The sequence below is a fragment of the Clostridium sp. CM038 genome (assembly GCF_055081105.1).
Genome location: NZ_CM143651.1, coordinates 1,986,432 through 2,011,028, shown reverse-complemented (window position 1 = coordinate 2,011,028; position 24,597 = coordinate 1,986,432). Strand labels below are relative to the sequence as shown.

The following is a 24,597-nucleotide window of genomic DNA, read 5'->3' as shown; positions in this document are numbered from 1 at the left end:
ATGAATAAAGAATCACTTACTCTGTTTTATACCTATGCAAACGCATGTCCTATTTCATAAAATGTCTAACAGCATTTTACAATAAAGTCCGTCATTTTTATATGTGGGTGTTTATTGCCCTAGAAAAAAAGAACTTCAGTTGGAGTATAAATATCCTCCTGACGCCGTTAGTACATTTTAAAAAAGATGTACTGCTCTGCAGGTGATGATTTAATGGATTTTTAAGGAGAGAGATTGATGATGATAAAAGTATTAGAAAACCCAGAATTAACATACTATGGGAATGATTTAGGCGCAGTTTATACTATTGAATACACCACATTTAAGGTTTGGGCACCTACTGCTCAGAAACTTGTAGTAATAGTGTATGAAACTCCCGATGATGACTTAGGACAAAAATATGAAATGAACAAGGAAGAAAAAGGAGTTTGGGAATTTAAACTTAAGGGTGATTTTAAAAATAAATACTATAATTATTTAGTATCAGATGGTTCCGAGGAAAAGGAAACACCAGATATATATACTAAAGGATCAAGTGCTAATGGTGAAAAGGGTATGATTATTGATTTTACTTCTTTAAATCCCCCTAATTGGGATAATCATAAAAAACCTTTACCAATTAATAGAACCGAGGCAGTAATATACGAAATTCATGTTAGAGATTTTTCAGTATCACAAGATTCCGGAATGGAAAACAAAGGGAAATACTTAGCGTTTTGTGAAAAAAACACCAAAACTTCAAAGGGTGTTGTTACAGGACTAGACCACCTTAAAGATTTAGGAATAACTCATGTTCATTTGATGCCTGTTTTTGATTTCAAAAGTGTGGATGAAACTAAGGGTGGATATAATTGGGGATATGACCCTTATTTATATAATGTTCCAGAGGGTTCTTATGCTACGAATCCCTATGATGGTACTGTGCGAATTCGCGAGTTTAAGATCATGGTTCAAACTTTGCATGAAAATGGCATCAGCGTAATTATGGATGTTGTATATAACCACACTTTTACAACCGGTAACTCACCAATGGATATCTTGGTGCCTGGCTATTATTATAGAACAGATGGCGAAGGCAACTATACTAATGGTTCAGGCTGTGGAAATGAAACAGCGTCAGAGAAACCAATGATGAGAAAATTTATAGTTGATAGTGTTAAATTCTGGGCACGAGAATACAAGATAGATGGTTTTAGATTTGATTTAATGGCGCTTCATGACATTGATACAATGAAAGAAGTAACGCTACAAGCAAAAATTATTAATCCGAATATTATTATTTATGGTGAACCATGGACAGGGGGAACATCATCATTACCATCTTCTATGCAGCTTAGAAAAGGTAGCCAAAAGGGTATGCAAGTGTCTGTATATAATGATGCTCTAAGAAATGCAATTAAGGGAGATAATGATGGTATCCAATCAGGGTTTGTAAGTGGTAGGGTAGGCCTTGAGGTAGAAATTAAAAAGGGGATTGTTGGTGGCATTCAATATAACAATGAAATATATGATTTCTCGCAAGATCCTGGAGAAACAATAAACTATGTAAGTGCTCACGATAATTTATGCTTATATGATAAATTTGAAAAAAGCAATTCTAATAATACTCCTTTGGAAAGAGAAAAAATGAATAGATTGGCTTTATCTATAGTCCTTACATCTCAAGGAGTGCCTTTTATTCAAGGTGGAACAGAAATACTAAGGACCAAACAAGGAAATCATAATAGCTATAACTCTAGTGATGCTGTGAACGAAATACTATGGAGTAGAAAAGCTGAGTTCCCAGAAACCTATGAATATATTAAAGGGCTAATCTCTTTAAGAAAAAGCCAAAAAGTTATGACCTTAGACAATGCTTGTGAAGTAAGAGAATCCTTGATATTCCTTGATTCGCCTCGCAACTGTGTAGCTTATGAATTAACTTCCCCATTCAAAGATGGTTATAGTAAATTAATTATAATTCATAATGCTAACAAAGAAGAAATAAAAATAATTTTACCAGATACTAAAGAATGGTCTATTATAGCAAACGAATATGAAGTTGATAAAACAGGGGTAAGTAGAGGCATTAAAACTTGTATTAATGAGGTAAGTGTACCTTCTCTTTCTACCTATATATTATGTAAATAATCATTAAAAAGAAAACCTAAAGGTTGTCTTGTTGGATAACCTGAAAATACGTAAGTTTATAATTAATATATACAAAAAACCTGCATCCTTATAGAAATGCAGGTCTTTGTATTTTATTCCAATTCATATGAAGAATTATTCATTACTTTGATATATCACCAAAACCTAAGGCTCTATCTCAATATAAGCTATTGCTTTCTTATTAAACAAATATTTTTTACCCATAGAATTAACTTCATGAGGCCTGGAGTTTTCAAAATTATAAAACCAACTTTTAAACAGATCACATTCAGATTGTTTTAAATCAAATAGTTCCGTATCACCGCTAATAAAAGAAATCGTTAACATTATAAACACTCCTTTTTAATTACATTCTCTCTACTAACACATATTCTCTACTTAAAAGAAATTTCCTCTATTTATAGCATTATTTATTTTAAAATATTCATTAGAGATTAAGAACTTGGTAATACTCCATAATATAACTTTAAAGTAAAAACTTATAAATTGTATTTTAATAAAAAAAAGAAACCTACACTAGAACGTCAATAGTGACAGATTTGCTTTTTTGTTGTTAGTCTAAACATTCTAAACATTCATTAATTACATCTTCTGTAATTTCAACTAGTTCGTCTTTTCTCATATAAACACCTCCTTGCTATTCTATGAGAGCACATGAAACAAATATTAATTGCTTTGCTTCCTTAGAGTGATTTGAAATACCGCTAAAACAAATTAGGATATGTTATAAGCGTTATCAGTACGTTATTCAACATAATTTTAATAAGGATTCATTAAGAAATTTCAGAGTGAAAAGGGTAAGAATTTAAGAATTGGAATTTTAAAATTCAGGTCTTCTCTTTTGCTAAGTGTTTTAATGATCCGACTTTGCATGTATTTGCAGATATTCTATTTTTACTAGGTAACTTTATTATTATATATCATTTCGGTTAGAAATGCAAGGGTATGATCTATAATAAAAGTTAAAAGTCAATTTACAATAGTAAATTGACTTCAAACTATTAGTTTTTATTTTGATATAATGGCTTGGACTCTTCCTACCTGGCCATCTTCTAGCATAACTTTTATACCTCTTGGGTGTACTGCAGAGTTGGTTAACAACCTTTTTACTACACCTCTGGTTAGTTTAGTTGTTCTTTGGTCTTTTTTTAATACAACGTCTACTGTAATACCTATTGGTATATTATTTCTTATTTGTCCTCTGTTATCACTTTGTGTATTCATGAGTTTGTAGTCTCCTTCATTAAAATTACTTTAAAGTATATTTTTAATCTAGTAAAAATCGTATTTTTGTAAGCTTTACATACAAATAATACCCTAATTACCTCTTACTTGTCAAAATATATTTCAACCTGTTAATTCTTCAATGATTAGAATATAAACTAAAAGTATAGAAGGGTAGACGAATAAATTTAATTTGTAAGGAAACTATATTGTAGAAAATACTTTTTTAAAAAGGAGAAATAGGAATGCTAAAATCGTTACTATTCATACCTGCTAATCTTATAAATCCAATTATATCCTCTGTCTCCATTATAATTGGCGCTATTTTAGGCGGTGTTTTTAGTTGGTTCATAAATAAAAATTCTACTAATATTGCAATTGAGAGGGAAAGCAAAATTGAAAAAGCAAATAGAGAGCATCAGAAGCAAAGTAAATCTTTAAGGCTCAGTGAATATGCTGCTATTATTCAATTAGATATATGTACCACTTTATTTCAAAGTTTAAGAATGTTGAAAGAAATTGATGATAAGAATAAAATTAGTATTTATCCTATACCTATGAACTTTAAATATGCTGAAGCTATTGTAGCTTTAGATAAAATTTTCAGTTTAAAAGAAATGAGCTATATTTATCAATTATATGGAATTATAGAAAAATTGAATAATGATATAAAAGGGTATCATTGTGATGAAATACATTATACATTAATAAAAGGAGATTTTGAGACGTTTATTAAAAAGATTTACGGAAACAATTTCTCAAAAGCATTAGCCTTTGATATCGATAAAGCAACCTATGAAAATTTGTATGATAATGAAATTATAAAACCAGGATATAAAAATGTACTTATTAAGTTAAACAGAATTACTTATTAATTGCTATGTATATGAAAATCTAAAAATATTTTACAGACTAAATGGCATTTTAATAAAAAAGTATTGTTATCTTTCAATATTATATTGAATTTTTACAAGAATTGAGATAAACTGATTAGTAGGGAAAACAACAAGTTGAGTTTGAGTGTAGAAAATAAAAATGTAGAGATTATGAATTGAAACATAAATTCTATAGGATCTAACATTCTTTGATTTGATGCCAAAGGAGGAAAAATTTATGTCAAGTAATAATATTGAAATGATGAAAAAACTTATCGAGGAAAAGAAAAAGAAAAGTTCTGAGCAAAGTGGTCTTTCAAGAGCTGATAAAGTAATCGGAAAATCAAAAAAAGCAGCAAGGAGCACTAAAAAAACTGGTGGTTTATTTGATAAATAGGATTATATTATTAATGGGACCTTGTTTCGATAATATATTTATACGATAATACTAAAATTAAATTAGTAATGGTTAAAATAAATGAGCTCTTATTTTTAGAGGCTCATTTTTTATGTTATTATTTTAATACATTAGTTTAAAATCCAATTTGAAATTTACAAATGGAGGAATGTCGTTAAAAATTAGATAGGTAAAAAAATTAACACTTTATTAAGCATACTATTAAGTATATCAAAATATCTATACTATATAAAGAATAAAACGCTATATTCAAAATAGGAGGATTTTATGATATATCTTGATAATGCTGCAACAAGTTTTCCAAAGCCTGTGGCAGTTTATTCCGAAGTGTTAAGATGCATGGAGAATTACGCTGCAAATCCTGGTAGGGGTTCGCATGATATGGCAGTTGAGGCTTCATCTAAAATTATGGATACCAGGCAAGAGATAAGTGAATTCTTCAACATCCCTGATTTATTAAATATTATTTTTACATGTAATGCTACCCAGGCTCTGAATATAGGTATAAAAGGAATATTAAAGTCAGGAGATCATGTTATTAGCTCAATAATTGAACATAACTCAGTTCTTAGACCATTAAATTATCTAAGTGAAAAAGGGATAGCATTTACCCTTCTTGGTGTAAATGAAAATGGATATTTGAATATGAATAATTTAAAAAGAAAAATACGTAGAAACACAAAAGCAATAATAATAAACCATACTTCCAATGTATTAGGAACCGTTCAAGATATAAGAGCTATAGGGGAAATCGCGAAACAATCAGGAATAATATTCGTAGTTGATGCATCTCAAAGTGCTGGTGTTATCCCAATAGATGTAGTACGAGATAATATTGACTTATTAGCTTTTCCGGGTCATAAAGGATTATATGGTCCCCAGGGAACAGGAGGCTTATATATAAGAGAAGGGATTGAGCTGGATTCGTTTATTCAAGGTGGCACTGGAAGTGAGTCCTTTTCTATGAAGCAACCTGACTTTTTACCTGATAGATTTGAAAGTGGAACCTTAAATACGCCAGCAATAGCAGGCCTATGCGCAGGTATAAGGTTTATTAGAAAAGTCGGAATAGAAAATATAAGAAAACATGAGATAATGCTCGTAGAATATTTAGTAAAAGAATTGTGTAAATTATCTTATGTTAAAATTTATGGAGGATGCGATTATAATAACAGAGGAGCTGTAGTTTCTTTGGCTATAGACGATATTGATGTTTCTGAAGTGGGATATTTCTTAAATAAAAAAGGAATAGCTGTGAGAACCGGGTTTCATTGTGCACCACTAATACATGAAATACTTGGCACAAATCGTAATGGCACAGTTAGAATAAGTCCAGGATATTTTAATGATTTAGAAGATATTGAAAAACTTATTAAAGCCTTAAAGGATATACATGAAAAAAGGCCCTTTTTATAGAGCCTTTTTTATCTGTTATAGTACTAGCAGCAATGACGTTTGTTTTCTGCTACTAAAACTGAAAGTGTTGGATTGTTAAAAGTGATGCTTGCGGGCTTACGATCATCACCGGGTGTGCCCGTAGTAGTTGACTGTACAAAATAGGTGCAGCATTCGGAATCACAATCACAATCACAATCACAATCACAAACGATAAAAGTAACAATATCATGCTTCATTAATTGGAAATCGTCTGAAGGATTTGATAAATCAAATATCCATTCAGGTCCAACTTCGGTTGCAACTCTATCACGTTTACAAAGCTTAAATAGTTGGAATCTAACAGTTACACTTGCCATTTTTTTATCATTACCTTCATCATCTGCTTTTGGTAGTGTAGAAAATATATTGGTTGAAAATTCAAACTTAAAGCATGGATTACAAAATCTTTCAGTATTTATACTAAGAGTAGCAAGTCTTTTAGTAACTTCATCATCAGTTGCTGCTGCCACTGATGCTGCGGTTCCAGGCTTACACTTTAATAAAATTTCAGCTTCATTTTCTCTATCCCTATCTCTATCTCTGTCTCTTTTACAACATTCCTCATTTTCTCTGTCTCTTTTACAACATTCCTCATTTTCTCTTTCTCTTTTAAAGCAATCCTCTTTTTCAGATTTACAATGACATGACATTGAATTCATATATTAATTCCTCCTAAATTTTAAGTCGTTATATCTAGTAAAAGAATTCTAAATGTACTGTTTACGAGGTCGGATATCTTAGAATTCTCATATTACAATATATGAGATAGGCCTATAAATGTTCTAATTATTCGTAATTTTTCTAGAATTTACTTACTCATCATCTTCACATTCATCATCAAATAAAGGTCTAAGCTTTTGATCTGGGAAGAATTTTGGAACTGGTGCGCGATCAAATTTTTCACAAGCATCTTCTTCACATTCTTCTTCGCATTGACAAGGTACAGGACAATAACCATATGCAGGAATTAGTAATTGAACAATTAGTTCACATTTTACAATAAGATGGAATCCTAAAGTTATATCTAAAAAACTATGACAGTCATCATCTTTACAAAAAACTCCATCTAAACATTCTGCTACCAATTCAAGTTTTATAATTTCAGAATCAAGATCCTCTGATTTACCAGGCATAAAGCTAGCAGATATTTGGGCTATTGAATCTGGGCAATATAGTTTCGATATAACCTCTGTACGATTAATTTCAAAAAACTCGCATTTAGTCTCTCCATTACAATTTATATAATCTGCATAAAATGAAATTCTAAAGCAAATTAATACTTTCTTGTAACTAGGATTTTTCTTTAGTGGGATTTTCTCTACCGAAATAAGTTTAAGTTGAAAATCCCTACATCCTGTAAATATTTTCGGGTTACAAAGGGAGTCGCTTCTTAATTCTTCATCTGTATCCACCGTATCTTGTCCGCAAGAATAAACTAAACATCTTTTAATTAGGCACTGGTCAAAAACTTTTGGGATTTCAACGCAAACTAGTTCTGATGGATCAGGAAGGTGCCCTTGTTTGTTAATAATACCAGGTCTTGCAATAAACTCTTCACGAGTAATAGCCATAAATTATCCTCCTTTATTATGTTAAGTGATACACTTTTAATTCGTGTTCTCTATATTATAGTATGCAGGTGGTTATAAGTTGTGAATGATATTTTTATTGATTAAAATTTATATATGGAGATTTAGAACTAACCCTGTAAACAATATCAAGCCTCAGTACGTCTACCATTTGTACTGAGGTTTGATTTCAACACTTAAAAAACTTTAGTTGCTTTGTGTTTTTTTATTAGAATTCACTTATTTATCAGCTTCACTTTCATCATCTTCACAGTCATCATCAAATAAAGGTCTAAGTTTTTGATCTGGGAAGAATTTTGGAACTGGTGCGTGATCAAATTTTTCACAAGAATCTTCTTCACATTCCTCTTCGCATTGACAAGGTACAGGACAATAACCATATGCAGGAATTAATAATTGAACAATTAGTTCACATTTTACAATAAGATGGAATCCTAAAGTGATATCTAAAAAACTGTGACAATCATCATCTTTACAAAAAGCTCCATCTAAACATTCTGCAACCAATTCAAGTTTTACAATTTCAGAATCAAGATCCTGAGATGAACCAGACACAAAGTTAGTAGATATTTGCGCTATTGAATCTGGACAATATAATTTTGATATAACTTCTGTACGATTAATTTTGTAAAACTCGCATTTTCTCTCACCGTTACAATTTATAAAATCCGCATAAAATGAAATTACAAAGCAAATTTTTACTTTCTTATAATTAGGATTTTTCTTTAGTGGAATCTTCTCTACTGAAATAAGCTTTAGATCAAAATCCCTACATCCTGTAAATGTTTTTGGATTATCAAGAATGCCACTTCTTAATTCAGCATCTGTATCTAGCGTATCCGGTCTGCAATCATAAACTAAACATCTTTTAATCAGGCACTGGTCAAAAACTTTTGGAATTTCAACGCAAACCAGCTCTGATGGATCAGGAAGGTGTCCTTGTTTGTTAACAATACCGGGTCTTGCAATAAATTCATCACGAGTAATAGCCATAAATCATCCTCCTTTTATGTCAAGGGATACACTTCTAATGCGTGTTCTCGATATTATAGTATGCAGGTATCCAGGAGGTGTGATTGGTATACTTGTTTAGTAATACAAATAGTTCCTAAGTGTTAATTTTAAATTATCTATTACTATATTATGTAAATACTTTATATATGGCTTTTAATATTAATTTTTAGGTCATATATTACTTTGGAATAAAATATAATTTCTATAAGGAGATGAGTAATATGAGGATATGTAGTCCATGTTTATTTTATGATAGTGAAGATCATATATGGAGCTTCTATGTAAATGATGATAGGAATTTAATGTACAGTATTATGTATGATGAGAATAAATGGACTAAGGAAAACAAAATTGACAATGAAGTTATTGATTTCACCGTTAATTTTGATATAGATAACAAAATTTACATTATATATAGTGTTGGAGCTAGTGATCTTAAGTATTGCGAATGGGAACAGAATAAATGGTTTGGAAAAACCATTTATAGTTTTGAAAATGAAGGCTATGAGATGACTGAATTAAATGTTATTACAATTGGTGAACAAATGCATATATTTTTTATTGGTAAAAATAGCATAAAGAGAATCCAATGTTCTTTAGTGCATTTGTGCTTAAATAAAAATGAAAGTTTATTTAATACAATAGATACCATACCATTTCTAAAAGAGGTATTCTGCCATTACCAGGTACAAAATTTAGAAAATGGTGATTTATCCCTAGTATTTATTAAGCATGAAAAAAATGAAATAGTAATTAATTTCACAGAATACAAAAACAATAACTGGAGTATTCCAAGAAGATTATATGGTATTATCGGCAATAGCATTAATTTTTGCTCATTATTATATTTAAATAAAATAAATATAATGAATCTGTCTAAAGAGGGATCATTGCATTTTATAGAACATGTATTAATTGAACCTGATGGAAAAATGAAAAGCTATAAAATTCATGAAGGTTGTGATAAGCCAACTAATTTATTGCTAGTTGAAATTAGTGGAGTCCTTTGGGCGATATGGAGTGAAGGCAAAAATATTCTAACTTCTTCATATATAAATCAATGGAGTGAACCGAATAAAGATTACACCCAATTAAACAATGAAATTTCACTGTATAAATTTTTATCTTTAAGTAAAAAGCATAGTAATATACAGTGTAAATATATGATAGGAACTAATCCTCCTGAAATAAATTTATTATTACCTCAATGCAAAGATAATGACTATAGAGATGACTTTCCAAAACTAAATAAAGTAGCTCCTGAAACTAAATTAGATTCTAATGCGAAAAAAAACAAACTAGATATTCAAGAAGAGATTTTAGCTCTAAAAAAAATTAACAAAGATTTAGAAAAAAAACTAATAGATTTACAAATAAAGTATCAGCAAAAACTAAGAATTCTAGCGGAATCAGATAATAATTTCTTTAAGATTTCAAATGCAAAGAAAAAAGCTGAAGAGAAATTAAATATAATAGCTGAAATACAACAGACTTCTATAAAAAAATTAGAAGTAATGAAAATCGAAAAAATATCTACGGACAGAGTAATAAATGAATTAAAGAATAAATCAGAACAACTTACTAATGAATACGAAGGGTTGAAAAAACAGAAGATGTTCAAAGATGTTGTAGTAAATGAATTGAATAATAAATTAGAGCGACTAACTAGTGAAAAAGAAGGTCTGAAACAAGATCTAAAATATGAAAAAAACATAGGAATTGTAGATAGAATTTTTAAAAAAAGACCGGTCAGATAGATATCACATGAAGAAGATATTTTCATATTATGGATTGGTCTACTAGTTTATCTATGATACAAATTAATTTATAAACTTGATTAGCTATAAGGGAGATGTTCAAGCTATGAAGGTAGAAGTAGTAGAAAGTGAATATTTAGTTGTTTACCCAGGTCATAATGTTGCAACACTTTTGTACCAAAGGCTTTTAAAGAAATCTTGCAAGGTTGAATTAGTATCAACCCCAACAAAAATATCCTATGGTTGTAGTCTATCCATCAAATTCAAAGAAGTCTATATGAATATTGTTAGCGATGAAATTCGAAAGATTAATATAAAAGCAAAAGGCGTGTACAGGATCGTTAAAAATGGAAAATTTGATAGCTACGAAAGGGTCTAGTTTATATCCAAAGAAATTATTAGGATTTGGAATTTCCAAATCCTTTATAATTTTAGCATATTTTCTATTGTTAAAGCATATTTTCTATTAAGAAAGATAAAGGGTGTGATTGAAATAGCTGAAAATATTAGAAAAAGTTTTTATTTTGTTTCAAACGTTAAAACTGGAACCTTAACTATAATTGATAGTCTTTGCAATACTATATTAAAAGAAATATCTGTAGGGAAAAGCCCATTTAGATTAGCCTTGAAAGATAACAATACCATTGGCGTTGCTTGTGATATGAGTAATACTATCTCATTTATTAACTGTATTACTGGTGAAATAAAAGAAAATATTATTCCCAATAATGGCAACTTTCAAATTGATACCATAAACAAAAAAATATACATTTCAAATACTTCTGAAGTAACTGTATATGATATAAACTTAGACAATTTAATAGGTCGCATTAAAGGATTGTCAGCAATTATTGATTTAAGACTTAATAAAGAAGGGACTAAACTATATGTATTAGATACATTACTAAAGGAATTAAGAATTTATAGTACAGAAAATTATGGACTTATACATTCATTTAAAAACTTAGGTATAAATCCAACTTATCTTTTAATATCCGAAGATGATAAAACTGCATACATTTCAATGCGAAATACTATATTAAAAATAGATATTAACTCAGAAAAATTTACTGATTTAATTTTACCTAAGGGATCATTAATTGCTGGAATGATCTTAAAAGACGCTACCTTATACGCATCAAATTTTGGACTAAACAGAATAGAGTTAATAAATACTAATACTAATGAAGCATATGATTTTATTATTACCTCAAAACCTGAACCTACCAGACTTTTTATAACTGACGACAATACTAAGCTCTTGGTAGCTAACAGAAACCGTGAAAATCATGGCGGGATTGATATAATTGATTTAAAATCTAATTCTGTAATTGGTTCAATTCTGATGAATACACTTAATAGCCAGCCCTATGATGTTATTTCACTGAGACTTCCTTATACATATGTTCCACCAGCTGCAATAACTAATCTACAACCAGGCAATCAGATAATAACCATTATAGCAAAAAAAATATTTGCATCATACAATGAAAATCTTAATTTCCCTATCATAAATATAAATTTACCTAAAAATATAAATTCTTCTTATATTTTTGAAAAAATAAAATTTGAACCTGGTATTATTGTAGAGCATTCCGAATTTAGAAGCCTTTTATCTACAACATCTGGGTTCGCAAGTATTAAATTTATTGAAAGAGTTAATTATATAATTGATTATCTTGAAGACAACAAAAATAACAGTATAAATGGATTTTTTGAAAAACCTATAGAAGTTTTTTTAGATATTCCTAAAGACCGTGAATTAAATGAATTTCAACTCAATATTAAAACAATCACTGAGCTTACAGATGCTCCAAAAATTCTTCAGAATGTTATAAGCTTTGGTGTAACTACTTTGATGGAGTTAAATATAATAGGTGACGATGAAATATCTATTATTAATTCGAAAGAAACCCCTGATAATGTGGAAGAGCACTTCGAAGCATTCGATGGTTTTAGCGGATCAATTTTTCCAGATGACACAGTGTTTACTCTTTAAATAAACATGCCAACATATTTATTCTGCTTACAAGATGATTTCTGTAACATAAACAGAAGTCATCTTTTTTGGATTACATCAATATATCATTTATAGTGGTTTGATCAGATGTTTAAGTTTCTGTTATTATAATAATGTGTATCAGCGTGTATTACTTTCCAAAGACAAACCCTTCTGGATTATGTTATAATATTCTAATATGAGTGTACTCGAAAAACAATAATTAACAATTCCCATATTTGAGGAATAAAAGTATTTATTTGGATGAAATGCTATACTTGAATTAATAGTAGGCATGACAAAAAGGCTTTTTTATACACTATTTTAAAAAAGCCGTAGGCTGGTTATTGAGTTAAAACTGATTATAAATTAGGCAGCTATTTTCTTGAAAACCGGGAAGATATCAGCAATTGTTACCTCTTTTTCATTAGCCCAAGCATCTATAAAACAGCAAAATGCACCAAGAAATACTCTTGTTATTCTGCGACCAACGGAATAGATAATCGATTTTTCAGCATGGAAGTCGTTGTTTATTCTATCCCAACACCTTTCAGTAGTTGAACGTCGTTTATAAAGAGATTTCCATTGCTTTGAACCTCTTAGTATAGGAGTAAAATATCTTGGATTATCTAATGTTTTAGTGTAATAAATTTTCTTGCTTTTAATAGGACATTTTTCACAGTGGTCACATTGAACTGGGAATAACCATTTATGCCTAAATTCCTTACGGACGATTCCCCAATTACGAAGCTGATGTCCACAAATTTTCCCATGAGGAATGCCCTTATCGTCAAGTTCAACAAAATCACTGCCTGATGAAGGTTTTAAAGAACGTGAATTTAAATCAATAATAGGATTTATTCCATAATGCATGCATAAAAGATAAAATGCATTAGCATCATAGGCAGAATCTAAGGCTACGGAATAGAATTTAATTTCAGGGTATAAATCTACAATCTCTTTAAGTGCATAAACACCGGTAACAGAATCATGCCGTGCTGCACTAACAAATTTAATATGGATAGGTAGGCTGTAAAAACTATCACAGGCAGTGAACCCGTGATAAGTTTGACCATAGTAATAGTGTTCATTAAAGCTATCCCAACCCCAGCTAGCACTGGGATCGGTAAACTTTCGATAACAAGCACAATGCTCTCCTGGTTTAAGTTTGCAATCACAAACTTTTTTACCATAAGGCGAAGCCTGTGTAGGCATACAAGTTCCATCACCAGCAATATTTAGTTTAGAAGGGTCACCCAAAATGCCCATTGATAAGGAAGGAATAACAAATAATTCCTTAAGTATGTTGTTCATTTTGGATTCTATTCTGTCAGAAAGCTTAGAATTATCATATTTTAAGATTCTTTTAACTAAACGTTCGACTACACCAGATTTGGAGTTATTCATCTTTTGGTTTTTCTTTTGTTTTTTACTTGGTTTACGTTTCAATTTACGCAGTTTGGATTTATATAGGATTTTATCCTTATGAATCAGCCTATCCATAAAATCATAAAAAGTACCTATGCCAGGTATTTGATCAGCAACTATGCCTTCGGCTTTAAAAGGCGAGTAGCAAGCAGGGATAAAGCCTGACAGAATTGCATAAAACGGTTCTGAACGTAATGTCTTTATCCAAGATGATATGCTGGTTTCTTTACAATAAGCCATAATAATAAGTGATCTGAGTAAAGCTACCGCATCTTTGGGCGGAGCCCCTTGATTGGAGTTAGAATAAGCACTTTGTATTAGAGGGACAATTCCGGTTAGGTCGGCAGACCAGATTTTTGTTATTATTGAACTACGCTCAAACAAAGTAATTTCTTGATTATTTTGAATAAAGAATTTTTCTAGAAATGTTTCAACGAAATTTTGATATTGAGTATGTGAGGCCTTAACAGTTAACATAAAAATCACTCCTTATAAATGAAAAATGGTAATAATATACATAATTCATTTTGCGAAATTTTTACTGCTGTCAAGTCTTATTTAAAACTATTTAATTAAAATAAATCGATAATACTAAGGATAGCTTAGACTATCTATGCTATCCGAAAGATATAAAACTCGAAGAAATTCTGGGGTGAAGTTGATATATGAATAAAAATGAACCTAGAATTAGCAATGGCTTGAGAGTTTCCGAGAGTACTATAATATACAGGAGGGGTGATTTTATGAGTAGCATTGCAGGAGAAGGTTGTGAAATATTAGTTCCATTTAATGATAGAAAACCACTAGCGGAAATAGAACGTAGTCTTATTACAACCTTTAGAAAGCCTATTTGGAGAAAATTCATTAAGGCTATAATAGATTATAATTTAGTTTGCGAGGGTGATAAAATTGCTGTAGCTATCTCGGGAGGTAAGGATAGTCTAATAATGGCTAAATTATTTCAAGAATTACAACTTCACGGTAAATTTAATTTTGAATTAGAGTATATTGCTATGGATCCTGGTTACCATAAAAATATAAAAGAACTATTAATTGATAATTGTAAACATCTAAATATTCCTGTGAAAATATTTGAATCAAGAGTTTTTGATATAATTGATAGTATAGCTAAGGATTATCCTTGTTACATGTGTGCAAAAATGCGCAGAGGTGCATTATATGCAAAAGCAAAAGAGTTAGGTTGTAATAAACTTGCCCTTGGACATCATTTTAATGACGTAGTCGAAACCACTATGTTAAATGTTCTTTATTCAGGAAATTTTAAGACTATGCTTCCAAAATTAAAAGCACAAAATTTCGAAGGTATGGAATTAATTCGTCCTCTTTATTATATTGAAGAACAATATATTGTGGATTTCACTCAAAACAGTGGTATTTGGCCACTAAATTGTGCATGCATGGTGGCAGCTAAAAAGATAGGCAATAAACGTCATGAAATTAAAGATTTAGTTAAAGAGTTAAAGAAGAATTTTAGCGGTGCTGATAAATCTATTTTTAGAGCCGCACAAAATGTTAATATGGATTCTATCTTAGGTTGGCAAAAAAATGGTGAGAATTATTCGTATTTAGACTTTTATGATGAAAATGAAGATTAAAAAATAGTGCTTATTAGCACTATTTTTCCAGGTTGTTTACAAACCCAGTATAATTTTTTTATTATACTGGGCCTTTTACATGCAATTATGCGATAGCATTTTGAGTTATGGATAAATTTAAAATAACAACTATCTTCTTAGTTAGAAAATCAAAAAACAGTAAAGATAGCAGGCTAGCTATCTTTTTCATATTCTGCACTGCTGCTGTAAGCAGACACTGCTCTTGCACATTTTCTAATCCACGCATATGGCAATAGCGAAGCCCATGCAGTTGTTTTGAATCTGCGAAGCTTCGCTCTATAGTTTCTTTTCTTCTTCTATATATATTTCTGCCTTTATCTGTTCTGGTGAACTTTACAACATCTTCTTTATACGTTTCCCAAACATGTCTTCTAATAGTTTTAAACTTGCTTTTTGCAGAAAAGCATTGAGCTCTATTTGGACATATCTCGCAATATTTTGCATTACCAACATATTCTTTATATCCTTCTCTTGTTGTCGTTTTATAATGTAAAGCCCTTAAGTCAGGGCATACGTAAATGTCCTGCTCTTTAACATATTGGAATTTATTTTTTGTGTACATTCCTTTTGTATGTGGAGACCTACGGTATCCCATTACAGATTTTAATTCCCTCTCATATAGTTCTTTACATATAAGATTTGTAGCATAACCAGCATCTGCACCAACATATTTTGTATTAAAATTAAACTTTTTTATTTGCACATCTAATCTATCGATATAAGGATCAACATCATTTATGTTTCCAGGAGTAACATACACATCAGTAATTATATTATGTCTGCTATCGACAGTTCTGTGATCTAAATATGAGAAGCCTTCCGGCTTGCCATCTCTCATCATATATCCACTGTCGGGGTCGGTTGTGCTAACTTTAGTTTCTTTTATTTTGGTAACAGGTTCTTTTTCTTTTAAAGGTTTTTTACCATGGTTTATTCTATCTTCTTCCACTGCTTTATTAAGTTCAGCTACATATTCTTTCGGCGTTTTTTCAACTTCAATTTTCACAAGCTTTCGCTTATTAGCATTTGCTTTTAGGTGTGTAGAATCTGTGTAAAGTATTTTACCGGTTACCATCTTAAGATTTATAGCCTTAAATACTACTTCGTCAAATATTTTTTGAAACACATCTGTACCTTTAAACCGTCTACGTCTATTTTGGCTAATTGTTGAATGATCTGGAATAGGATCAGTAAGACTTAGTCCTAGAAACCATCTATAAGCCACATTTACTTCAATGTCCTTTACAAGTTGTCGTTCAGATTTTATTCCAAATAAGTACCCAATAAACAGCATTTTAAAAAGTATAATAGGATCTACGCCAGGTCTTCCATTATCTAAGCAGTAATATTTTTTAGTCAGTTCTCTTATAAAAGAGAAATCCATGTATTTATCTATATTTCTCAGAATATGGTCTTTAGGAACTAAATCTTCTAAATACACCATTTCTAGTTTTTGTTGTGTGAAGTTCTTTTCATTAATCATAATAATGCCCTCCGAATTATAAAGTTTGTATACTATATATATTCGACATTGATGTCCTAAAATCCTTTTTGAATATGAAAAAACACTCCAATTTTAAATTAGAGTGTTTTACATTTTATGTTTGTCAACGGTCTGAAAAATAGTGCTTATTAGCACTATTTTTCAGTTGGTTTTAATTCTTCTATCATAAACTTATCAAAGTAAATTTCCTCTATAAAATTATTTTCGTCAAAACTAGTTTTATGTCTTTTATTGTATTCATTAATATTAGATTTTAGCCAGTACGGTGTTGAAATATCAAATTTGTAACATAACTCTGAAATGCACGCTTTTAGATTTTCCTGGTAATTATCTTCTAGCTTCGACATTGACACTTCATCCATAATAATTCTATTATCTTTGATTAATTTACCCCAGATTTTTAACATGTTTGCCTCCTTGCTTATCTTTGCATATAGATAACAGCTGTTATCTATTATCCTCTTGGTTTAGAAAACATCAGTTGATTAAATGTTCCATAGAGTCGAATATTTTTTGCTAATCACAAGTTTATCATAAATGAAAGCTAAAGTCATGCAATATGTTATGTCCATAAACATAAATAGTAATACATTATACTAGCCTATTTATATTTATGTTCCTCAAAATATATTGCAAATTTTTTATCTTAATTGAAATAGTAAAAATTGATTATTTTCTTTGAATATTGCATATACTCAATTTAAGATATCTTAAAAAAACAACTAGATAGAGCATTTCGATTCTTAAAATAGTTAATCAAATTAATACACCAATATTTGTATGCATCGAGAATAAAACATAGGAGGGGCAACAACATATGATAAATTTAAGTGTAATTCATTATGCATATATAATCATTATTCTAATAATTACAGTTATAATTACACTTAAAAAAGATATAATACTTCTATGTATTTTAGGCATTGGCGTAATAGGTTATATTTTTACAGGTGATGTTCTAAGTGCTGTTCAGATTATATATAAGGCCGTAGTAGTGTCGGGTAAAGAATTTATTGAAATAGTTGTAGTTATTTCATTAGTTAATTCAATGTCTAGTTCATTACATGACCTGGGTGCAGATGAATTAATTATAAAACCTATAAGGAAATTAATGATAAATAAAACATTGTCATTTTTTGTTCTAGGAATTACGGTTACTGTAACCTCGTGGTTTATTTGGCCCACACCTGCAATAGTTTTTATAGGTGCTTTAATGGTGCCTGCAGCAATAGAATCTGGATTGCCACCTGTATGGGCCGCAGTTGTTTTATGTTTATTCGGAAATGGAGTTGCTTTATCAAGCGATTTTGTTCTTCAAGCAGCACCATCAATAACCGCTAAGACTGCAAACTTGCCTAATGCATTAGGAATTATTAAAGAATGTCTTCCTTTTTGGGGTATAATGAGTATAGTTACTATAACTTTAGCATTTATACTTATGAAAAAAGATAAAACCTCTAAAATTATGGTTGATGCAACAATAATTGAAACTAAAAAATTAATACAAAATCATTCAATAGGAATAAAAATAATGGCAATTGTTACCCCTTTATCATTTATAATAGATATCATATTCATTAAAAAATTCAACTTCATAGGTTCAGACTCTACAGCTCTAATAGGTGGTACAGCAGCAATAATAATGATTATTTCATCTATAATACATACTGATTTTAGAACGTCATTAGGAGAGGTTACTAAATATATTAAAAGCGGTTTTACTTTTGGTATAAACATATTTGCACCAATTATAATTATTGGTGCGTTCTTTTTTCTAGGAAGTGAAGGGACCGCAGTTGATATATTGGGTAATGGAGCTAGCGGACTTCTAAGTGATATAGGAATATATGCTGCAAGCAAGATACCATTATCTAAATACTCTGTTATAGGCATACAAACAGCAGTAAGTACTCTTCTTGGACTTAGCGGTTCAGGTTTCGCAGGGTTACCGCTCGTAGGCACTTTGGCTAACACCTTTTCAAATACTATTAATATAGACAAGGAAAAGGTTGCGGCATTTGGTCAAATAATTACAATATGGATAGGCGGAGGAACTATAATCCCTTGGAGTGTAGTTGCTGCAGCAGGAATATGTAAGGTTGAACCCTTTGACGTAGCTAGAAAAAATGTTATTCCTGTTATTTGTGGAATAGTTGCTACCGTGCTACTAGCTATGATAATATTATAGTCTAACGACATTTCAGAAGTCTTTGCCGCGGCACCGCAGGTGATTATTTAACCATTTTAAAAAAATAGAATAATATATTTTAAGGAGAATTTCAAAGATGAATATTCAATGTTTTGGAAGAAAAAAGTGTTTTGACACACAAAAAACTGAACGATATTTTAAGGAAAGAAATATAAAATATCAATTTATAGATTTAAATATTAAAGGACTAAGTAAGGGTGAATTACAAAGTGTGAAACATTCTGTAGGATTAAACAATTTAATTAACACGAAAGCAAAGGATTATAAAAAATCAAATTTACAGCAAATTAGAGGTGAGGAGACTAAAGAAGAAATTTTATTGAAAAATCCTCAACTTCTTAATACCCCTATAGTACGTAATGGAAAGGAAGCCACTGTGGGCTATGTACCAGAGATATGGACAACCTGGGAATAAGGGATATTCAAATAAATAATAAGTCAGTATACTAACAGCTTTGACTTGTTATTTATTTTCATGCCCCTAAATGATATTAAATATGTATTTTAGAAGATATCATTAGATTATCTCCTAAAATACTACAATAACTTATGAATATTAATTGGAATTCGAATGTTTTGATAATCTAGAGATTAATTGTTTAGCTATGATTATAGCTATAATTGCCTTTATAATATCTCCAGGTATAAATGGTATGCAAGCGTATTTAAGAGCTGCATAAAAATTTATATTTTTCCCTAAATAATTCGTAAAAATAAAATAAAAGTAGGGTATCCCCATAAGATACATTACGGAACTTCCTAAAATAACAGAACATATTATTGTAGAAAGAGATTTATTTTTCTCTGTAATCTTGCCAATTACATATGCTACAACAATAAAAGATATTAAAAATCCAAAGGTAGGACTTACTACAGAAGTTAATCCTCCTGTTCCGCCAGAAAAAACAGGTAATCCAATTAACCCCAAAATAACGTATGTGATTTGAGATAGTGCACCTAACTTGGCACCTAATATAAGTCCAGATAAAAGAACAAAAAAAGATTGTAGCGTTATAGGAACTGGACCTAGAGGTATAGAAATAAAGCCTCCTACTGCCGTTAATGCAGTAAATAATGCAGTAATTATTAAATCTCGTGTAGATAATTTCAAAATAAATTCCTCCCTAAAAAATTATAAATATGATGTCTGAAAAATTGTAAACCCAATTAAATTTATGGTTTACAATGATAATATCATGCATTATTTTGAAAGTCAAACAAACTATAGCTAAGAATTTATTATTTAACAGGAGGGTTTAAAATTGTATTTAATTAGTTTTCTTGAATTTATTGAAATTAAAACAAAATTGGCCAGTATGATACCATTTATATTGGGAACACTTTATTCTTTATACCGATATAAAAGCTTTAATTTGAAAAATTTTATTATTATGGGTATCTCACTATTAACATTCGATATGGCTACAACCGCAATTAACAATTATATTGATTACAAAAAAGATTTAAAGTGTAACAGACATAATCATGAAAATAAAAATGGAATCATAAGATATAACATCAAAGAATCCACAGCTGTAGCTATAATTTTTACCTTACTTGCAATAGCAATTTTCTTTGGGATTCTATTAACTTTAAACACTAATGTAGTTGTGCTCTTAATTGGAATTATTTCATTTTTAGCAGGTATATTCTATACATATGGGCCTATTCCAATTTCACGTATGCCACTAGGCGAAGTATTTTCTGGAGTATTTATGGGATTTATAATTCTATTTTTAGCTTGTTACATTCATATATCTGATAAAAATATAATTTCTATCATGTATGTTAGTAATATGTTAAACATTAGCATAAATCTAGTAGAATTGTTTTATATCTTTTTGATCTCCATCCCAACAATCAATGGCATAGCAAATATAATGCTTGCTAATAACATTTGCGATCTTGAAGAGGATATAACAAATAAGAGATACACGTTGCCTTACTATTTAGGTAAGGGGAATGCACTTACCTTATTTAAGACCCTATATTATATTGCATACCTAGATATTATAATTTTAGTTATATTGAAAATTTCACCAGTTTCATCATTGCTGGTAATTTTAACTATAATACCATTGAATAAAAATATAAAATTATTTCACCAAAACCCTATTAAAAGTGAAACCTTCATTTTATCCGTGAAAAATTTTGCATTAATGAACATGACTCACATCATATTAGTATTAATAGCGCTTATATTTAATTGGTAGGTATAAAGCAGCCCCCTTAAATAAGAACTATCCATGTTGGATAAGCTTATTTAAGGGGGTTAATAAAACTATAAATATCATTAAATATATTAGACAATATTTGAAAAATTTGTTTATTGACAAGAGGTATTTAAACGTATACACTTAACTTAACCGGTTCAGTTAATCGGTTAAGTTAAGAAGAGGTGATCTATTATATGAGTGGAATTTGCGTACTTGGAAGTTTAAATATGGATATAGTATTAATAGTAGAAAACATGGCTAAGATTGGTGAAACCATTTTTGCGAAAAGTTTAACTACTGTTCCTGGAGGAAAAGGGGCAAATCAAGCGGTTGCTTCTAAACGAATGGGCTGCGACGTCTACATGATAGGTAAAGTTGGATTAGACAGTAATGGCGATTTCTTGGTTAGTAAGCTCTCGCGAGAGGGTATAAATACAGATTATATTTTTAAAGATAATAAAGAGACTACGGGCACAGCTATAATTAATGTTAACTGTGAAGGGAATAATTCTATAGTTGTAGTCGCGGGTGCTAATATGAGTATTAATATAGATGAGATAAAACAAAGCTATCCAATTATAAGAGATTGCGATGTAATAGTTGCACAATTTGAAACGCCTAGCGAAATGACAATTGAGGCTTTTAATTATGCAAAATCCCAAGGAATTATAACAATACTAAATCCAGCACCAGCAAAAAAAATAAATAAGAATTTGTTGAAATGTACAGATATAATAATTCCTAATGAAACAGAGGCTTATGATATTACAGGAATTTTAGTTGAAGATTTAGAAAGTGCTAAAAAAGCCGCGACGAGTTTTATTGAAATGGGAGTGAACTACGTAATAATAACACTAGGTTCAAAGGGTGCAGCATTAGTAACTAAAGAAAAGGCAGAATTAATTCCAGCAATTAAGGTTGTGGCTATTGACACAACTGCTGCAGGAGATAGTTTTATTGGGGCAGTAGCAAGTAATTTAGGGACGCGAAAATTGAACTATGAAAATCTAAAAAAAGCTATAACTTTTGCTAATAAAGTTTCTTCAATCGTAGTTCAAAGATCAGGAGCACAACCCTCAATACCAATGATGCAAGAGGTAATAGACATTTACGGTGAAGATAACAATTAATAATTGTCATTTTTCCATAGAGGCATACAAGGAGGATAAGTCATGAAAAAAACTACATTACTAAATTCACAAATATCTGAAGTAATAGCTAAAATGGGACACAAAGATGCATTAGCGATAGGGGACTGTGGTCTACCAATACCAGATGACACTAAAAGAATAGATATCGCATTAATTAAAAATATACCAGGCCTTATTCAAACTTTAAAATGTATATTAACAGAACTTCAAATAGAAGAAGTAATAGTGGCTAAAGAGACCTTTGAAGTTAGTCCGCATTTATTTAATGAAATAAAAAAAGCAGTTAGAGATGTAAAAATCACCTTTATAACTCATGAGGAACTGAAGTCTCAGTTGAAAGAGTGCAAAGCAGTAGTAAGAACTGGTGAACAAACACCCTATGCAAATATAATACTAAAATCAGGAGTTGTATTCTAACTATAGCTCAATTTAAGTAAGTTTAAGGAGGAAATTCAATGACTAACATAAAACCTCTACTTCAGATGGAAAATGTTTCAAAAGCCTTTCCAGGAGTAAAAGCTCTTGAAGATGTTAGCTTGAAAGCTTATAGTGGAGAAGTTCTAGCTCTACTCGGAGAGAATGGGGCAGGTAAATCTACTTTAATGAAGATTTTAAGTGGAGTCTATCATAAGGATACAGGAAGCATTATTATCCAAGGTTCTGAAGTAGATATAAAAGGTATAAAAGATGCTGAAAAACATGGAATAGCAATTATTCATCAAGAACTAAGTCTTCTTCCTAATTTAAGTATATGGGAAAATATTTTTTTAGGTAATGAAGGATTTAATGGAATAACAAGGAGAATAAATAAAAAAGAGCTAAAAGAAAAATCGAAAATATTACTTAAAGATATTGGTTTCAATATTGATGTAGATACTTTAGTTAAAGATTTGAATGTAGGTGAAAGACAACTAATAGAAATAGCAAAAGCTCTTTCCAAGAACTCAACAGTAATAATTATGGATGAGCCTACAACTGCATTAACTGATGTTGAAACGGATAATCTTTTTAAAGTTATTAACAAGCTTAAAAGTGAAAATATGTGCATTGTCTACATCTCTCATAGAATGGATGAAATATTTAGAATTTGTGACAGGATAACAGTTTTAAGAGATGGTAAACATATCGGCGAGGTTAAGACAAAAGACATTACTAAAGAAGATTTAATATCAATGATGGTTGGTAGAAAATTAGAAGAACAGTTTCCATACAGAAAATCATCCAAAGGACACACTATTCTCAAAGTTGAAAACTTAAGCTTTTATGAAAAGGTTTGCGATATTAGCTTTGAAGCAAAGAGTGGAGAAATTTTAGGAATGTCAGGACTCATGGGTTCAGGTCGGACAGAAATGGCAAAAACTATATTTGGAGAATATAAAAAATCTTCTGGTAAAATATTTGTTGATGGCTTCGAAGTTAATATTTGTTCTCCTAAAGATGCTATTGAAAAAGGAATCTGTTATCTTTCTGAAGATAGAAAAAAAGAAGGTCTTATTCTAGGCATGTCAGTAGGAAGCAATATGACCCTAGCTAACCTTAAAAAATATGAAAACGGAGCGAAGCACATAAATAAAGTAGAAGAAAGTAAGGAAATCCAAGAATATATAAAGAAACTCTCTATAAAGACTCCCAGTTCGCAGCAGTTGATTAAAAATTTAAGTGGTGGGAATCAACAAAAGGTTATATTAGCTAAATGGCTCATGCTTGCACCTAAAGTATTAATCATAGATGAACCCACTAGAGGAATAGATGTAGGCGCTAAGAAAGAAATTTATGATGTTTTAAACGAACTAAAGGCTATGGGTAAATCAATTATTATGATATCCTCTGATATGCCTGAAATACTCGGGATATGTGATAGAATTTTAATCATGCACGAAGGCGAAATATCTGGTGAACTTTCTAGGGAAGAAGCTTCACAAGAAGCAATAATGAAATATGCAGTCGGTATAAAAAGTTAAGGTTAAAAAAATAACCCCCCCAAGGAA

The 24,597-nt window shown here is 30.3% G+C and carries 23 protein-coding genes; 14 read left to right on the top strand and 9 right to left on the bottom strand.

All coding sequences use genetic code 11. The annotated features are described in order from the left end of the window. Positions 1–237 precede the first annotated feature (237 nt). Complete coding sequence (gene pulA / locus ACWJKS_RS09120; protein ID WP_462961012.1) at positions 238–2,130, top strand: type I pullulanase; 1,893 nt, start codon at positions 238–240, stop codon at positions 2,128–2,130. 165 nt (positions 2,131–2,295) lie between these two features. Here pulA and ACWJKS_RS09115 read toward each other — a convergent pair whose 3' ends face one another. Both ACWJKS_RS09115 and ACWJKS_RS09110 read right to left on the bottom strand, forming a co-directional pair. After that, entirely contained in the window at positions 2,296–2,478 is a 183-nt protein-coding gene (locus ACWJKS_RS09115; RefSeq protein WP_165412806.1) for a hypothetical protein, read from the bottom strand. A 681-nt stretch (positions 2,479–3,159) separates the two neighbouring features. Then, on the bottom strand, positions 3,160–3,375 hold the full coding sequence (locus tag ACWJKS_RS09110; RefSeq protein ID WP_165412807.1) for a YwbE family protein: 216 nt from the start codon (positions 3,373–3,375) through the stop codon (positions 3,160–3,162). 245 nt (positions 3,376–3,620) lie between these two features. Between ACWJKS_RS09110 and ACWJKS_RS09105 the strand changes: the two genes are divergently transcribed. From ACWJKS_RS09105 to ACWJKS_RS09095, 3 genes are all read left to right on the top strand, one after another. Continuing rightward, a complete protein-coding gene (locus ACWJKS_RS09105) occupies positions 3,621–4,250 on the top strand; it encodes a hypothetical protein (protein ID WP_216303463.1) in 630 nt (209 codons plus the stop codon). Positions 4,251–4,488: 238 nt separating this feature from the next. Beyond that, a complete protein-coding gene (locus tag ACWJKS_RS09100; RefSeq protein WP_165412809.1) occupies positions 4,489–4,647 on the top strand; it encodes a hypothetical protein in 159 nt (52 codons plus the stop codon). A gap of 288 nt (positions 4,648–4,935) precedes the next feature. Beyond that, on the top strand, positions 4,936–6,084 hold the full coding sequence (locus ACWJKS_RS09095; RefSeq protein WP_462961011.1) for an aminotransferase class V-fold PLP-dependent enzyme: 1,149 nt from the start codon (positions 4,936–4,938) through the stop codon (positions 6,082–6,084). Positions 6,085–6,107: 23 nt separating this feature from the next. On the opposite strand, the gene ACWJKS_RS09090 is transcribed toward ACWJKS_RS09095, so the two are convergent. The 3 genes from ACWJKS_RS09090 to ACWJKS_RS09080 form a co-directional block, all read right to left on the bottom strand. After that, positions 6,108–6,764, bottom strand: coding sequence for a DUF4489 domain-containing protein (locus tag ACWJKS_RS09090; RefSeq protein ID WP_462961010.1), 657 nt, complete (start codon positions 6,762–6,764; stop codon positions 6,108–6,110). Between the two features lie 153 nt (positions 6,765–6,917). Further along, the gene (locus ACWJKS_RS09085; RefSeq protein ID WP_216303466.1) at positions 6,918–7,676 is read right to left on the bottom strand and encodes a hypothetical protein; all 759 of its coding nucleotides are present in this window, start codon (positions 7,674–7,676) and stop codon (positions 6,918–6,920) included. A gap of 237 nt (positions 7,677–7,913) precedes the next feature. Further along, on the bottom strand, positions 7,914–8,687 hold the full coding sequence (locus tag ACWJKS_RS09080) for a hypothetical protein (RefSeq protein WP_220320181.1): 774 nt from the start codon (positions 8,685–8,687) through the stop codon (positions 7,914–7,916). 242 nt (positions 8,688–8,929) lie between these two features. On the opposite strand from ACWJKS_RS09080, the gene ACWJKS_RS09075 reads away from it, so the two are divergent. The 3 genes from ACWJKS_RS09075 to ACWJKS_RS09065 all read left to right on the top strand — a co-directional run bounded on the left by ACWJKS_RS09075 (position 8,930) and on the right by ACWJKS_RS09065 (position 12,464). After that, on the top strand, positions 8,930–10,465 hold the full coding sequence (locus tag ACWJKS_RS09075; RefSeq protein ID WP_462961009.1) for a hypothetical protein: 1,536 nt from the start codon (positions 8,930–8,932) through the stop codon (positions 10,463–10,465). 106 nt (positions 10,466–10,571) lie between these two features. After that, positions 10,572–10,844, top strand: a complete 273-nt coding sequence (locus tag ACWJKS_RS09070) for a DUF3343 domain-containing protein (protein WP_216303469.1) — start codon at positions 10,572–10,574, stop codon at positions 10,842–10,844. Between the two features lie 105 nt (positions 10,845–10,949). After that, on the top strand, positions 10,950–12,464 hold the full coding sequence (locus ACWJKS_RS09065) for a YncE family protein (protein ID WP_462961008.1): 1,515 nt from the start codon (positions 10,950–10,952) through the stop codon (positions 12,462–12,464). 369 nt (positions 12,465–12,833) lie between these two features. Here ACWJKS_RS09065 and ACWJKS_RS09060 read toward each other — a convergent pair whose 3' ends face one another. After that, positions 12,834–14,369, bottom strand: a complete 1,536-nt coding sequence (locus ACWJKS_RS09060) for a transposase (protein WP_462959514.1) — start codon at positions 14,367–14,369, stop codon at positions 12,834–12,836. Positions 14,370–14,635: 266 nt separating this feature from the next. Here ACWJKS_RS09060 and ACWJKS_RS09055 point away from each other — a divergent pair, with 266 nt between their 5' ends. Further along, positions 14,636–15,508: a tRNA 2-thiocytidine biosynthesis TtcA family protein gene (locus ACWJKS_RS09055; protein ID WP_220286555.1), complete on the top strand. Its 873-nt coding sequence runs from the start codon at positions 14,636–14,638 to the stop codon at positions 15,506–15,508. Positions 15,509–15,593: 85 nt separating this feature from the next. Here the strand turns inward: ACWJKS_RS09055 and ACWJKS_RS09050 are convergent, their stop codons facing one another. Both ACWJKS_RS09050 and ACWJKS_RS09045 read right to left on the bottom strand, forming a co-directional pair. Then, on the bottom strand, positions 15,594–17,012 hold the full coding sequence (locus tag ACWJKS_RS09050) for an IS1182 family transposase (protein ID WP_268064117.1): 1,419 nt from the start codon (positions 17,010–17,012) through the stop codon (positions 15,594–15,596). 155 nt (positions 17,013–17,167) lie between these two features. Next, positions 17,168–17,440 (bottom strand): hypothetical protein, encoded by a 273-nt coding sequence (locus ACWJKS_RS09045; protein WP_220286554.1) that lies wholly within the window; start codon positions 17,438–17,440, stop codon positions 17,168–17,170. 410 nt (positions 17,441–17,850) lie between these two features. On the opposite strand from ACWJKS_RS09045, the gene ACWJKS_RS09040 reads away from it, so the two are divergent. Continuing rightward, positions 17,851–19,221 carry a hypothetical protein gene (locus tag ACWJKS_RS09040; RefSeq protein ID WP_462961007.1) on the top strand — a complete coding sequence of 457 codons (1,371 nt, stop codon included), beginning with the start codon at positions 17,851–17,853 and terminating at the stop codon, positions 19,219–19,221. 97 nt (positions 19,222–19,318) lie between these two features. Further along, positions 19,319–19,657 (top strand): arsenate reductase family protein, encoded by a 339-nt coding sequence (locus tag ACWJKS_RS09035; protein ID WP_220320178.1) that lies wholly within the window; start codon positions 19,319–19,321, stop codon positions 19,655–19,657. A 141-nt stretch (positions 19,658–19,798) separates the two neighbouring features. Here ACWJKS_RS09035 and ACWJKS_RS09030 read toward each other — a convergent pair whose 3' ends face one another. Next, positions 19,799–20,353, bottom strand: a complete 555-nt coding sequence (locus tag ACWJKS_RS09030; RefSeq protein ID WP_216303475.1) for a biotin transporter BioY — start codon at positions 20,351–20,353, stop codon at positions 19,799–19,801. Between the two features lie 151 nt (positions 20,354–20,504). Between ACWJKS_RS09030 and menA the strand changes: the two genes are divergently transcribed. From menA to ACWJKS_RS09010, 4 genes are all read left to right on the top strand, one after another. Then, positions 20,505–21,455 (top strand): 1,4-dihydroxy-2-naphthoate polyprenyltransferase, encoded by a 951-nt coding sequence (gene menA, locus ACWJKS_RS09025; protein ID WP_462961006.1) that lies wholly within the window; start codon positions 20,505–20,507, stop codon positions 21,453–21,455. A gap of 197 nt (positions 21,456–21,652) precedes the next feature. Then, positions 21,653–22,588 carry a ribokinase gene (gene rbsK, locus ACWJKS_RS09020; RefSeq protein WP_462961005.1) on the top strand — a complete coding sequence of 312 codons (936 nt, stop codon included), beginning with the start codon at positions 21,653–21,655 and terminating at the stop codon, positions 22,586–22,588. Between the two features lie 42 nt (positions 22,589–22,630). Further along, on the top strand, positions 22,631–23,026 hold the full coding sequence (gene rbsD, locus ACWJKS_RS09015; RefSeq protein WP_462961004.1) for a D-ribose pyranase: 396 nt from the start codon (positions 22,631–22,633) through the stop codon (positions 23,024–23,026). Positions 23,027–23,064: 38 nt separating this feature from the next. Beyond that, on the top strand, positions 23,065–24,570 hold the full coding sequence (locus tag ACWJKS_RS09010; protein WP_462961003.1) for a sugar ABC transporter ATP-binding protein: 1,506 nt from the start codon (positions 23,065–23,067) through the stop codon (positions 24,568–24,570). The last annotated feature ends 27 nt before the right edge of the window (positions 24,571–24,597 follow it).

Coding starts and splice junctions, on each gene's coding strand:
- pulA (WP_462961012.1), top strand. CDS start 238: ATGATGATAAAAGTATTAGAAAACCCAGAATTAACATACTATGGGAAT.
- ACWJKS_RS09050 (WP_268064117.1), bottom strand. CDS start 17,012: ATGATTAATGAAAAGAACTTCACACAACAAAAACTAGAAATGGTGTAT.
- ACWJKS_RS09035 (WP_220320178.1), top strand. CDS start 19,319: ATGAATATTCAATGTTTTGGAAGAAAAAAGTGTTTTGACACACAAAAA.
- ACWJKS_RS09105 (WP_216303463.1), top strand. CDS start 3,621: ATGCTAAAATCGTTACTATTCATACCTGCTAATCTTATAAATCCAATT.
- ACWJKS_RS09100 (WP_165412809.1), top strand. CDS start 4,489: ATGTCAAGTAATAATATTGAAATGATGAAAAAACTTATCGAGGAAAAG.
- ACWJKS_RS09060 (WP_462959514.1), bottom strand. CDS start 14,369: ATGTTAACTGTTAAGGCCTCACATACTCAATATCAAAATTTCGTTGAA.
- ACWJKS_RS09090 (WP_462961010.1), bottom strand. CDS start 6,764: ATGAATTCAATGTCATGTCATTGTAAATCTGAAAAAGAGGATTGCTTT.
- ACWJKS_RS09055 (WP_220286555.1), top strand. CDS start 14,636: ATGAGTAGCATTGCAGGAGAAGGTTGTGAAATATTAGTTCCATTTAAT.
- ACWJKS_RS09040 (WP_462961007.1), top strand. CDS start 17,851: ATGATAAATTTAAGTGTAATTCATTATGCATATATAATCATTATTCTA.
- ACWJKS_RS09010 (WP_462961003.1), top strand. CDS start 23,065: ATGACTAACATAAAACCTCTACTTCAGATGGAAAATGTTTCAAAAGCC.
- rbsK (WP_462961005.1), top strand. CDS start 21,653: ATGAGTGGAATTTGCGTACTTGGAAGTTTAAATATGGATATAGTATTA.
- ACWJKS_RS09075 (WP_462961009.1), top strand. CDS start 8,930: ATGAGGATATGTAGTCCATGTTTATTTTATGATAGTGAAGATCATATA.
- ACWJKS_RS09070 (WP_216303469.1), top strand. CDS start 10,572: ATGAAGGTAGAAGTAGTAGAAAGTGAATATTTAGTTGTTTACCCAGGT.
- ACWJKS_RS09110 (WP_165412807.1), bottom strand. CDS start 3,375: ATGAATACACAAAGTGATAACAGAGGACAAATAAGAAATAATATACCA.
- rbsD (WP_462961004.1), top strand. CDS start 22,631: ATGAAAAAAACTACATTACTAAATTCACAAATATCTGAAGTAATAGCT.
- ACWJKS_RS09085 (WP_216303466.1), bottom strand. CDS start 7,676: ATGGCTATTACTCGTGAAGAGTTTATTGCAAGACCTGGTATTATTAAC.
- ACWJKS_RS09045 (WP_220286554.1), bottom strand. CDS start 17,440: ATGTTAAAAATCTGGGGTAAATTAATCAAAGATAATAGAATTATTATG.
- ACWJKS_RS09080 (WP_220320181.1), bottom strand. CDS start 8,687: ATGGCTATTACTCGTGATGAATTTATTGCAAGACCCGGTATTGTTAAC.
- ACWJKS_RS09095 (WP_462961011.1), top strand. CDS start 4,936: ATGATATATCTTGATAATGCTGCAACAAGTTTTCCAAAGCCTGTGGCA.
- ACWJKS_RS09115 (WP_165412806.1), bottom strand. CDS start 2,478: ATGTTAACGATTTCTTTTATTAGCGGTGATACGGAACTATTTGATTTA.